The 11,138-nt window shown below is 68.3% G+C and carries 10 protein-coding genes and 1 pseudogene; 5 read left to right on the forward strand and 6 right to left on the reverse strand.

Annotated features, from left to right (window positions below; translation table 11 throughout):
- Positions 1-11: 11 nt before the first annotated feature.
- Positions 12-949 (forward strand): annotated as a pseudogene (locus IRT45_RS35080) (hydroxymethylglutaryl-CoA lyase).
- A 12-nt stretch (positions 950-961) separates the two neighbouring features.
- Here the strand turns inward: IRT45_RS35080 and IRT45_RS35085 are convergent.
- Entirely contained in the window at positions 962-1,711 is a 750-nt protein-coding gene (locus IRT45_RS35085; RefSeq protein WP_309241293.1) for a TetR/AcrR family transcriptional regulator, read from the reverse strand.
- Positions 1,712-1,759: 48 nt separating this feature from the next.
- On the opposite strand from IRT45_RS35085, the gene IRT45_RS35090 reads away from it, so the two are divergent.
- Together IRT45_RS35090 and IRT45_RS35095 are read left to right on the forward strand one after the other, a co-directional pair.
- Positions 1,760-3,328, forward strand: coding sequence for an FAD-dependent monooxygenase (locus IRT45_RS35090; RefSeq protein ID WP_228535943.1), 1,569 nt, complete (start codon positions 1,760-1,762; stop codon positions 3,326-3,328).
- A 54-nt stretch (positions 3,329-3,382) separates the two neighbouring features.
- Positions 3,383-3,817, forward strand: coding sequence for a DUF4440 domain-containing protein (locus IRT45_RS35095; protein ID WP_194810058.1), 435 nt, complete (start codon positions 3,383-3,385; stop codon positions 3,815-3,817).
- 6 nt (positions 3,818-3,823) lie between these two features.
- Here IRT45_RS35095 and IRT45_RS35100 read toward each other — a convergent pair whose 3' ends face one another.
- Together IRT45_RS35100 and IRT45_RS35105 are read right to left on the reverse strand one after the other, a co-directional pair.
- Complete coding sequence (locus IRT45_RS35100; RefSeq protein WP_194810059.1) at positions 3,824-4,648, reverse strand: GNAT family N-acetyltransferase; 825 nt, start codon at positions 4,646-4,648, stop codon at positions 3,824-3,826.
- A gap of 62 nt (positions 4,649-4,710) precedes the next feature.
- Positions 4,711-4,962 (reverse strand): hypothetical protein, encoded by a 252-nt coding sequence (locus IRT45_RS35105; protein WP_157104078.1) that lies wholly within the window; start codon positions 4,960-4,962, stop codon positions 4,711-4,713.
- A 285-nt stretch (positions 4,963-5,247) separates the two neighbouring features.
- Here IRT45_RS35105 and IRT45_RS35110 point away from each other — a divergent pair, with 285 nt between their 5' ends.
- The gene (locus IRT45_RS35110) at positions 5,248-5,787 is read left to right on the forward strand and encodes a hypothetical protein (RefSeq protein WP_194810060.1); all 540 of its coding nucleotides are present in this window, start codon (positions 5,248-5,250) and stop codon (positions 5,785-5,787) included.
- 75 nt (positions 5,788-5,862) lie between these two features.
- On the opposite strand, the gene IRT45_RS35115 is transcribed toward IRT45_RS35110, so the two are convergent.
- The gene (locus IRT45_RS35115; RefSeq protein ID WP_194810061.1) at positions 5,863-6,996 is read right to left on the reverse strand and encodes an acyl-CoA dehydrogenase family protein; all 1,134 of its coding nucleotides are present in this window, start codon (positions 6,994-6,996) and stop codon (positions 5,863-5,865) included.
- 9 nt (positions 6,997-7,005) lie between these two features.
- Positions 7,006-8,178 (reverse strand): acyl-CoA dehydrogenase family protein, encoded by a 1,173-nt coding sequence (locus IRT45_RS35120; RefSeq protein ID WP_194810062.1) that lies wholly within the window; start codon positions 8,176-8,178, stop codon positions 7,006-7,008.
- A 381-nt stretch (positions 8,179-8,559) separates the two neighbouring features.
- On the opposite strand from IRT45_RS35120, the gene IRT45_RS35125 reads away from it, so the two are divergent.
- Positions 8,560-9,210, forward strand: a complete 651-nt coding sequence (locus tag IRT45_RS35125) for a bifunctional 2-polyprenyl-6-hydroxyphenol methylase/3-demethylubiquinol 3-O-methyltransferase UbiG (RefSeq protein WP_194810063.1) — start codon at positions 8,560-8,562, stop codon at positions 9,208-9,210.
- Here IRT45_RS35125 and IRT45_RS35130 read toward each other — a convergent pair.
- Positions 9,207-11,057, reverse strand: coding sequence for a DEAD/DEAH box helicase (locus IRT45_RS35130; RefSeq protein WP_194810064.1), 1,851 nt, complete (start codon positions 11,055-11,057; stop codon positions 9,207-9,209). The two genes, IRT45_RS35125 and IRT45_RS35130, sit on opposite strands and share 4 nt — an antisense overlap.
- Between the last annotated feature and the right edge of the window lie 81 nt (positions 11,058-11,138).

Raw genomic sequence — 11,138 nt, forward strand, 5'->3', positions numbered from 1 at the left:
CTGGAGGCGGGATGAGCGACTTTGTGACCACCGCGGGCTCACTCCGGGATGTGACTCTGCGGGACGGACTTCAGTTGACCGGCAAGGTGTTGCCGACCGAGCACAAGGTGGAGATCGCTCGCACCCTGCTCGCTCTGGGCGTGCCGGAACTCGAGATCGGCTCGATGGCACGCCCGGATCTGGTGCCGCCGATGGCCAACTCCATGGAGGTCGTGGCCGCGCTGACTCCCGAAGAGCTGCAACGCTGCTGGGTGTGGGTGGCCACGCCGCGGCAGGTCGCGCGCGCCGCCGAGGCGGGAGTGCGGAAGTTCCAGTACTGCCTGTCGGTGTCGGATGCCCACAACAAGGCCAATATCGGCCGCACGGCCGAGGACAGCGTGGCCGCGATGCCCGAGGCGATCCGGCTGACCGAGGAGGTCGGCGGATCGATTCAGCTCTGTCTGGCAACGTCTTTCACCTGCCCGTTCGACGGGCCGGTGGATCCGGAGCGGGTGCTGGCGATCGCCGCCGATCCGCGCACCGACGGCGCCGCCGATATCGTGGTCGCCGATACGCTGGGCCAGGCGTATCCGGCGCAGGTGCACGCCCTGATCGCCGCCGTGCGATCGGGAACTCCGCAGCGCCGCATCCTCTTTCACGGCCACGACACCTGGGTATGGGTGTCGCCAACTCTCTGGCGGCACTGGCCGCGGGCGCGGATGCGGTGGACGGTTCCCTGGGCGGTCTGGGTGGCTGCCCCTTCGCGCCGGGGGCGAGTGGCAACACCGCCAGCGAGGACATCCTGTTCGCCACCCGCCCCGGCTGGTTCACCCCCGCGGCCCTGGCGACCATGGTCGATCTCACCGAACGGCTGCTGACCGACCTGGGCGAACCCAATCGCTCCCGCACCGCCGAAGGCGCTCGCTCCGAAGCCCGCGCCTTCGAATGGGTTGCGCCCCGGGCGGATTAGGCGCCTCCGGCCCTAGCGGCCACCCGGTTCGTCGAGCCCCATGCGGGCGATGATGCCGTCGAGCAGGCACCGCAGTGTCCACACCACGGGGTCGGCGGGGCCCGAGCCGGTGCGGCCGTGGAACCACCGCGTGAAGGCGGGATAGCGCCCCTCTTCCAGCAGTGGCTCCACCAGTGGTTTCGCGGCCCGGGCGAGCTGGTCGTCGGTGGCCAGTCCCACGCGGGTTCGCATGCGTTGCTCCTCCGCCGCTTGCAGGGCGGCGCCGAACAGATGGCCGTCCACCGCACCGGTCAGCAATGACAGATCGTCGGCCGACAGGCCCAGCGGTTCGAGCATGGCGAAGCGGAAGTCGAAGTAGCGCAACGCGTTCGGGCCCAGAGGCGGGCGGGTGTGGACGAGTTCGCCGAACCACAGGTGCCGTCGGATCACGACCCAGGTGTCCAGCGCCAGACGCTCCAGCGCATCGCGCCACTGCGCCGTGCTCGCCGCATCCGAACCCACCGACAGCGGCACTTCGCCGTAGACGGCGTCGATCATCAGATCGACCAGTCCGTCCTTGCTGCCCACGTAGCGATACAGCGACATCGGCGTGGACGCACCGACGGCCTGGGCCACCCGGCGCATCGTCAGCGCACGCGCGCCCTCGGCATCGGCGATCGCCATCCCCGCGCGCAGAATCTGGGCCCGGCTCAGGTTCGTGGTCGGCCGGCCGGGCGGTTCCGGCAGGGACCAGATGAGTGGTCCGGGCACTTCCTCGGTCACCGTGCACACCTCCTTGCCGGAATTCAACCATCGGTGTACAACGTACACATGATGTACGACGTACACGCAGATCCGGTCCTGGTCGTCGGCGGCGGGTTGACCGGCCTGACCGCCGCCCTGTTCCTGAAGCATCAGGGCGTTCCGGTGATCCTGGTCGAACGCCGGACCACCACCTCGGCCCAGCCGAAGGCACGCCGGATCAATATCCGCACGATGGAACTGTTCCGCCGGATCGGCATCGCCGAGGCGGTCGAGGACGCGGCCCGTGGACTCTCGGCGCATCAGGCGATGGCGGCGGGCCCCACACTGGCCCGGGCCGAGCGGTTGCCGTTCACCTTTCCGGGCGGTCTGCCGGACTGGGATGCGGTCACGCCCGCGTCGGCCTCCCTGTGCGCGCAGGATCAGCTGGAACCCGTCCTGCGCGAACTGGCGCAGGCACGCGGGTGCGATATCCGCTTCGGTGTCGAATGCGTCGACATCGCCGAGGACGCCGCGGGTCTCACCGCGACACTGCGCACGGGTCCGGAACGCCTCGACACCGTGCGAGCGTCGTACCTCGTCGCGGCGGACGGCGCGCACAGCCCGATCCGCGAGCGGCTGAAGATCGGCCGTCACGGCCGCGGCACCCTCGGCCGCGCGGTGAACGTGTATTTCCGCGCGGATCTGGCGGAGTTGGTGCGCGGGCGCGAGTTCAACCTCTGCCAGATCGAAAACGACCGCATCCCCGGCGCTTTCGCCTCGGTGGACGGCGCACACCGATGGATCTTCACCAGTTCGGCAGAGGTCGACACTCCCGCCGACCGCTGGCCCGAACTGCTGCGAGAGGCCATCGGAGTCACCGATATCGACGTGGAGGTGCTGAGCGTCCTGCCCTGGGAGCCAGGGATGTTCATCGCCGACACGTTTCGGTCGGGCCGGGTGTTCCTGGCCGGCGACGCGGCGCACGTGATGCCGCCGTACGCGGCCGCGGGCGCGAATACCGGCATCCAGGACGGCCACAACTTGGCCTGGAAACTGGCGCTGGTGCTGCGTGGCGCGGCATCGTCGACCCTGCTCGACAGCTACGACAGCGAGCGCCGCCCCCTCGGCCGGTACATCGCCGATCAATCCAGTATCCGAACCGCGAATCTGCGCACCATGACTCGCGAATCCACCGACGGCACGCCGCTCGCCGACCCGATCGCCCTGATTCTCGGCACCCGGTATCCCACGGGCGCGTTCATCGATGACGACAGTCCGCACACCATGGACCACCTGGATCTGACCGGGCAGCCGGGCACCCGGCTGCCCCACCGCTACCTCGCCGACGGCCGTTCCACCCTCGATCTGATCGGAACGACATTCACGCTGCTCGTCGGACCGGAGTCGCCGGACTGGAAACTCGATGATCAGCTTGTCGACATCGTTCGCATGGACCGAACATGGTGCGACGCTGTCGGTTCGACACCGACGGGTGCGCTGCTGGTCCGCCCGGACCAGGTGATCGCGTGGCGGGTCCAGGCCACACCGGACGATCCGGCCGCCGCCTTCCGCCGCGCTCGGTCCCGAATCCTGAACGGCACCGACCACGCCATCGATCCGGAAGCGGTCCACGCGGCCGGCTTGACCTCGAGTTGAGTTGAGCTTCTAGGTTGGCTGTAGCCCGAACGCCCGACGACACAGGAGTCAGCCATGACACAGCGTCCCACCCTCGACGACCCCGAGGCCCGCACCACGGCACAGCGGGTGGCCGCCGATTTCGCCGCGGAGCTGCAACGCGCGGGCGAGACCGGCGATGCCGATCTCTACGACCACTCCTTCGCCGCGGATGTGCTGTGGGGCAGCCCGTTCGGCGCCACCGTCGTCGGCTACGACCAGCTCAATCCGATCCACCACCGCCTGATGAGCGGACAGGTGGCACCGCCCTCGACCTTCGAGGTGGTCGCCGCGACCACGCCGGCGCCCGGCGTGGTGGTGGCCCAGATCCGCCGGCAGGCAGCCGATCCCGCCGGATTCTCCGAGACGGCCATGTACGTGCTGGTGGAACGCGACGGGCGGTGGTGGCTCGCGGCCGCTCAGAACACCCCGTACGAGCCGAAGAAGTCGGCGCTGCGGCGCACCGCCTAGCCGCCGTCATTCCGACACGTCGAATACGAACCGCGGGACATCGCCGACCGGCTCGAAACCGATGTCCCGATAGATCTTGTTCGAGGTCGGGTTGGCGAGATCGGCGAACAGGCATACCTGGGAGCCGCTGTCGCGCAGCGCTTTCGACACCTGCGCGGTGGCGGCGGCCGCGTACCCGCGGCGGCGGAATTCGGGTGGAGTGTAGACCGGCCCGATGCGGGTCCAGCCGTACGCGCGCCGCTGATGCGCGACCACGGATACCGGCACACCCGCGTCGTCCCACAGCCACCACTGCCCCGCGGCGATCCGATCGGGAACCGCACGCGGGTCGGGACCGATGTCCTCCTCGCGACGCATGCGCTCGGCCCAGCGAACACAGAGATCGATATCGGCGTCGCCGGCACGGCGGGCGATGCCGGGCACGGCGGGGACACGCAACTCCCCGAGGCGATACAGCCGCGTCGTCCACTGCAGCCGAAAGGCATTGCCGGACAGGCGTTGCCAATGAATGGCGAATTCCGAGGCGGAGTGCGGATCTCCCTCGACCGCGACGACGGCGGGGTCACGGTCGAACAGGGCCGCGGCCACCCCCGGCAACGCCGAGGCGGGTATGTCACCCAGATATGCGCCGTGCCCGGGAGTATCGATGGCGACACCCACCACCGCATCGCCGTCGCAGACCATGGCGAACACCGGTTCGATCGTCATCACGCCGGCCACGCCGTTGCGGACCATGGTGGCAATGACGGTGTGTCGCAGGGGGTCTCGCGCCAGGCAGTGCCCGGCGCGGGCATGGAGCTCGAACGGGTCCGTGGTCAGCTCGATCCGCATGCCGACCAACGGTAGGCCCGTCGGAGCACGTCGCCCACCGAATTTTCCCGACGGGGCGATCCTCAGGCCGATTGTTGCCCGTCGGCGCGAAGTTTCAGCAGGACCAGACCGGCGGTGCAGGCCAGAATAAGTCCGGCGACAGTGATTTCGACACGAAGGCCCGCGATGCCGAGCACCGCACCGACCAATCCGCCGAGGAAGATCAACCAGGCCGCGATGCGGGAGGTGATCGTCCAGGCGCTGCGTCCGGATCCGGCGGCAGCCGAATCACCCTGTGACACCGCGCGCGTGGGGGATGTCGAATAAGCTCCCATCACTACTCCTCGATGACGCCCACCGAGACTGTCGAAACGTCCGTTTCGCCCGGCAAATAACATGCGTCTCACATGTAACTTCGCTCACACGGTACGTGGCCATCACCGAAAGTCCACGCGACACGTGCCCGCGACACGCCGAACGTAACCGCTTCGTTATGTGAAGCATTAGCTTTTCACGTTACTGTCCGGTATTTTGCGGACCGACCGGCATGCCTGGCCCCGGGTCGCGACTCTCGGTTACTGTGAGGCCACTCGGAAACAGTTTGAGGGAGCACCACATCCATGGACGACAGGGCGAGCACGGGGGATCGCGCCGATGAGGAGACCCCGGGCCGCCTGAACATGAAGGTGGCGGGTCCCGCAATGGCCGCCGGTGCGGTATCGCTGGGTTTGGTGTTGATCGGGGCGTGTGGGATCGGCCACAAGGACGTCTATGTCGCACCGCCGCCGCTCGCCGCGGATCTGCAGGTGGCCACCACCCCGATCACACGCAGCGGCACCACCACAGCTCCCGCGGTGATCATTCCCCCCTCCCCCTCCTGGCGGGTCGCGGCGAATACGCCGGCGCGGCGCACCACCTCCGCGACGGCGACCGGCACCACGACCGAGGCCGAGCCGAGCTACACGGCGTTCGCACCGCCCGCGCCGACCACCGCCACGCAGACTCCCACCCCGACCACGGAACCGTCCGTCAGCGATCCCTACGCCGATTCCGACAGCCCGACGACCACCCGGCCGCATCACGCGCCGCGCACCGTCGAGGAATCCGAGCCGACGACCGACCTCCAGCCGGCGCCGACGACCGCGGACAGCGGCAACTGACCCGCACACCGAAAAGGGTGGCGGCCGCGCGGATTCGCGACGACCACCACCCTCAGCGGTGCGCTTGCGTACGGATCAGAGTTCGGCCAGGCCGTAGTCCCCGACCCGGCTGCTCAGCACGCCCAGATGTTCGCGGCGGCCACCGAAGGTCTGATCCACGGCGGTGAGCCGGGCGACGTAGTGGCTGACCGGATATTCGGTGGTGATACCGATTCCACCGTGCATCTGCACCGCTTCCTGCCCGATGTGGCGGGCGCCGCGGCCGACCTGGAGGCGGGCCCGCGACAGCGCGATCGGATCGACCGTGCCCTCGGCCAGCGAGGCGGTCGCGTAGAAGCTCATGCTGCGAGCCAGTTCCATCGCGACGTACATATCGGCGGCGCGCTGGGTCAGGGTCTGGAACTTCGAGAGCGTGACCCCGAACTGCTTGCGCGTCTTGAGATATTCGGTGGTCAGCCGCAGCGCCTCACCCATCGCGCCGACCGATTCCGCGCACAGGCTCGCCTGGGCGGTCGCGATGGCGGTGGCGACGGCCTCGGTGACGTCGCCGGCCTCGGCGGCGCCGAGCAGTTCGGCCGGAGCCGAGGCGAATTCGATCTGCGCACCCCGGCGTTCGTCGAACGTGCGGTAGGCGGTGCGCGACACGCCCTCGGCATCCGCGGCCACCAGGAACAGCCGCAGCACACCGTCCGGTCCGAGGGCGGTGACGACCAGCTCGTCGGCGCAATCACCGTGCGGCACCCGGCTCTTCACACCGGAGAGCCGGTAGCCGTCACCGTCGGCGGCGGCCGTGGTCGCGACCGTGATATCCGGCCAGCGCGAACCGGCCTCCTCGTGCGCGAAGGCCAGCAGCCGGGATCCGCCGGCCACCTCCGGCAGAATCCGCTGCCGCTGGTCGGCGGTGCCGAGGGAGGCGATCAGACCGCCGGGCAGCAGGACCGCGTCCAGCAGCGGTTCGGGAGCGAGACGGCGGCCGACCTCCTCCATGACGACCATGGTCTCCACGGGTCCGGCGCCGACGCCGCCGTCCTCCTCGCTGAAAGACAGTCCGAGGACGCCCAATTCGGCCAGCTGCGACCAGACGTCGCGACTCCAGCCGAGTTCGGTGTCGAGCACCTTCAGCCGGCTCTCCGGGTCGTAGGCACGGGCCAGCAGATCACGCACCGTCTCGCCCAGCATGACCTGTTCATCGGTCAATTCGAAATCCATGGCAGCGCCTCACAATCCGAGGATGGTGGAGGCGATGATGGTGCGCTGCACCTCGTTCGAGCCTCCGTAGATGCTGGTCTTGCGGTAGTTCAGATAGGTGGGTCCGGTGCGCTGCGCCCAGTCCGGCGCGGCGATGTCGTCGGCGCCGACCGGCACCGCGTCCGGGCCCGCCACATCGAGCATCAGCTCGGTGGCCGCCTGCTGCAATTCGGTACCGCGCAACTTCAGCACCGACGACACCGGATTCGGTTTGCCCTCGGCGGAATTGGCCACCACGCGCAACAGCGTCAGTTCGAGCGCCAGCAGTTCGTTCTCCAACTCGGCGACGCGAGCGGCGAAAACCGGATCCTGCAGCAGCGTGCCGGAACCCGTCGGAATCTGTGCCGCATGCTTTTTCGCGGTGGCGATCACGACCTTGGTGCGGCCCACACCGGCGATACCCGTGCGCTCGTTGCCGAGCAGGAATTTCGCGTAGCTCCAGCCCGCGTTCTCCTCACCGACCAGTTGATCGGCGGGTACCCGCACGTTTTCGAAGAAGACCTCGTTGACCTCGTGCCGGCCGTCGATCAATTTGATCGGCCGCACGGTGACGCCCGGTGAATTCATATCGAAGAGCAGCATCGAAATACCGGCCTGCTTCTTCGGCGCATTCGGATCGGTACGCACCAGACAGAAGATCCAGTCGGCGTACTGGGCCAGCGTCGTCCAGATCTTCTGGCCGTTGACGATATAGGAATCACCGTCGCGCACCGCGGTGGTACGCAGTGAGGCGAGGTCGGATCCGGCGTCGGGCTCGGAGAAGCCCTGGCACCACCAGATGTCGAGGGCGGCGGTCGGCGGCAGGAAGCGCTGCTTGAGTTCCTCCGAGCCGAATTGCGCGATGACCGGGCCGATCATGTTCGCGTTGAAGGTCAGCGGCTCGGGCACGCAGGCCAGTTGCATCTCGTCTTCCCAGATGTGGCGCTGCATCGAGGTCCAGTTCTGGCCGCCCCACTCCACCGGCCACTTCGGCACCGCGATGCCCTTGGCGTGCAGGAGTTTGTGGGCGGTGACGATGTCCTCGCGGGAGAGTTCCCGGCCGTTTTCGACCTTGTCCCGGATCTCGGCCGGTATCTCGGTCCGAAAGAACGTGCGTAGTTCGTCCCGGAAGGCCACCTCATCGGGTGACAGGGCAAGTTTCATGGGCGTCTCCCACCGTATTTCGTAGGTCCGAATCGAATCTACGCCTCGAATCGAACCGCTCGTCGACCGGATCATAAACGACGAATCGCGCCCGATGCCGCGATCCCGAGCGGCCCGCTGCCGCGGCCGACGAGAAGGAACCTTTAGGTTGTGGCGAAATGGCCGTACCCTGCGTAATTCGCGACGCGCGGAATAAGTTAATAGAAATTCGCATGCGTTCCGACGATTTCCCCGCCACGGTTAACGCGCCGGGCGATCGACGCCGCGACGCCGGGCCGCGGACCGGTTTGCCGATTCGGCAAGAATCCTTGCCGGTTTTCCGGCGCGCCGGTGACTCTGGTGGCAGGCGCCGACGGGGCGCCCCGAGCGACGAGGAGTCTCATGTCCGCCACATCACCCACCGAGCCCGCGGTGTTCTGGGAGCAGCGGTATCGCGACAGCGACCGGGTCTGGAGCGGGAATCCGAATCCGTTGCTGGTGCGCGAGACCGCGGATCTGCGGCCGGGCCGCGCCCTGGATCTGGGCTGCGGCGAAGGCGCCGACGCGGTCTGGCTGGCCGGGCAGGGCTGGCAGGTGACCGGCGTGGACATCTCGCAGACCGCGCTGGAACGGGCCGCGGCCCATGCCGAGCAGGCCGGCCTGGGCGAGCGCATCTCGTGGCAGCGCCACGAACTCGGGCACACCTTCCCGGACGGCACCTACGACCTGATCAACGCCCAGTTCCTGCAGTCACCGGTGGCCCTCGATCAAGACGGCGTCCTGCGCCGGGCCGCCGATGCGGTGGCGCCCGGCGGCACGCTGCTGATTGTCATGCACGCCGGTTGGCCCACCTGGATGACACCCGACGAATACCCTTTCGACGCCGCCTTTCCCACACTCGACGGCGTCCTGCACACCCTGCGTCTCGACGGCGAATGGACCGTTCGCACCCGCGAGCCGGTCGAACGCGCGCTGACCTCCCCCGACGGCCGCTCCGGCACCCGGGTCGACAACGTCTGGCGCCTCTCCCGCGCCGCCGCGGCCGGTGACTAGCTGCGCGGCTTGCGGCGGTCGTATTTGCGCGGACCCTCGCGGCGCGGGCCGCGGCTCAGGGAACGGTGCGACGGCGGGCCCTGGTCCAGTTGCAACTGGATCAGGACGCCGCTGATCCTGGTGCGGCGCAACGCATCCAAGGTCTCCGACGACAGATCGGCGGGAAGCTCGACCAGGCTGTGGTCGGGGCGGATGCTGATATGGCCGAAGTCGCTGCGACGCAGACCGCCCTCGTTGGCGATGGCGCCGACGATCGCTCCCGGAACCACGCGGTGCCGTTTGCCGACCGCGATGCGGTAGGTGGCCATCTCCGCGTCGGTGGCGCGATGGCGCTGCGGACCGCCCTCGGGACGACGCTCGCGGTCCTCGCGCGGGGCCCGTTCGCGGCGCGGCGGGCGGATCGGCTCGGCCTCGGCCTCCATGAAGAAGTTGTCGCCGTCGTGGCCACCCACCGCCAGAGCGGCGGCGATATCGGCGAGCGGGATGTTGTGCTCGGCCTCGTAATCCTCGATCAGCTTGCGGAACAGCGCGAGATTCGACGAGGACAGATTCTCGGTGATCGCGTCGTGGAATTTGACCACCCGCTGGGCGTTCACATCATCGACGCTGGGCAGCTGCATTTCGGTCAGCGGCTGGCGGGTGGCACGCTCGATCGCATCCAGCAGCCGGCGCTCGCGCGGCGCGACGAACAGCAGCGCCTCACCGGTGCGCCCGGCCCGGCCGGTGCGGCCGATGCGGTGCACATAGGACTCGGTGTCGTGCGGAATGTCGTAGTTGACCACATGCGAGATGCGGTCGACGTCGAGTCCGCGCGCGGCCACATCGGTGGCGACCAGGATGTCGAGGGTGCCGGACTTCAGCTGGCCGATGGTGCGTTCGCGCTGGTTCTGCGCGATATCGCCGTTGATCGCGGCGGCCGAATAACCGCGCGCGCGCAGTTTCTCGGCCAGCTCCTCGGTGGCCTGTTTGGTGCGCACGAAGATGATCATCGCCTCGAACGGCTCGACCTCGAGGATTCGAGTCAGAGCGTCGAGTTTGCGCTGATGGGAGACGTGCACCCAGCGCTGCGAGATGTTGGTGTTGGTCGAGGTCTTGGACTTGACCGTGATCTCGACCGGATCCTTGAGGTACTGCTTGGAGATCTTGCGGATCACCGACGGCATGGTGGCCGAGAACAGCGCGACCTGCTTCTCCGCGGGAGTGTCGCGCAGAATGCGCTCGACGTCCTCCTGGAAACCCATCTTCAGCATCTCGTCGGCCTCGTCGAGGACGAGATACCGCAGCTGGGTGAGATCGAGGGTGCCGCGTTCGAGGTGGTCGATGACCCGGCCCGGCGTGCCGACGACGACCTGCGCGCCGCGCCGCAGACCCTGCAGCTGGACCGCGTAGTTCTGACCGCCGTAGATCGGCAGCACGTGGATACCCGGCAGATGTGACGAGTAGCGGCCGAACGCCTCGGCCACCTGGATCGCCAGCTCGCGGGTCGGCGCGAGCACCAGCGCCTGCGGCGGCTTCGGCCGCTTGTCCAGGCCCATCAGAATCGGGATCGCGAAGGCCGCCGTCTTACCGGTACCGGTCTGGGCCAGGCCGACGACGTCGGCGCCCGCGAGCAGCGGCGGAATGGTGGCCGCCTGGATCGGCGAGGGAGACTCGTAGCCGACATCGGCGATCGCCGCGAGCAGCCGATCGTCGATGCCGAGGTCGGCGAACGACGGCTCGGTCACGTCGCCGCTGTCGCCGGGGTACCCGGTGGCGGCGTCCGCGGGCCCTTCGTGGTTGCGCTCGTCTGCGCCTTCGGGCCTGTCGCCCTCGCCGCCGGGCACGCTGTCGACCGATGAGTTGTTCATATTGACCAGCAGTTTAATGCCTAGCGGTGGCCGCCCGGACCATCGGGCCAATACGGTGAGACCTATGCAACCGCAGCAGCC

The sequence above is a fragment of the Nocardia sp. BSTN01 genome (genome assembly GCF_015354405.1).
Taxonomy (GTDB): Bacteria; Actinomycetota; Actinomycetes; order Mycobacteriales; family Mycobacteriaceae; genus Nocardia.

Bases quoted from the DNA above. Each gene is read 5' to 3' on its own strand.
- IRT45_RS35100 (WP_194810059.1), bottom strand. From the start codon at position 4,648: ATGCGGATCGAGCTGACCACGGACCCGTTCGAGCTCCATGCCCGCGCC.
- IRT45_RS35120 (WP_194810062.1), bottom strand. From the start codon at position 8,178: ATGAAACTTGCCCTGTCACCCGATGAGGTGGCCTTCCGGGACGAACTA.
- IRT45_RS35125 (WP_194810063.1), top strand. From the start codon at position 8,560: ATGTCCGCCACATCACCCACCGAGCCCGCGGTGTTCTGGGAGCAGCGG.
- IRT45_RS35110 (WP_194810060.1), top strand. From the start codon at position 5,248: ATGGACGACAGGGCGAGCACGGGGGATCGCGCCGATGAGGAGACCCCG.
- IRT45_RS35090 (WP_228535943.1), top strand. From the start codon at position 1,760: ATGATGTACGACGTACACGCAGATCCGGTCCTGGTCGTCGGCGGCGGG.
- IRT45_RS35105 (WP_157104078.1), bottom strand. From the start codon at position 4,962: ATGGGAGCTTATTCGACATCCCCCACGCGCGCGGTGTCACAGGGTGAT.
- IRT45_RS35095 (WP_194810058.1), top strand. From the start codon at position 3,383: ATGACACAGCGTCCCACCCTCGACGACCCCGAGGCCCGCACCACGGCA.
- IRT45_RS35115 (WP_194810061.1), bottom strand. From the start codon at position 6,996: ATGGATTTCGAATTGACCGATGAACAGGTCATGCTGGGCGAGACGGTG.
- IRT45_RS35130 (WP_194810064.1), bottom strand. From the start codon at position 11,057: ATGAACAACTCATCGGTCGACAGCGTGCCCGGCGGCGAGGGCGACAGG.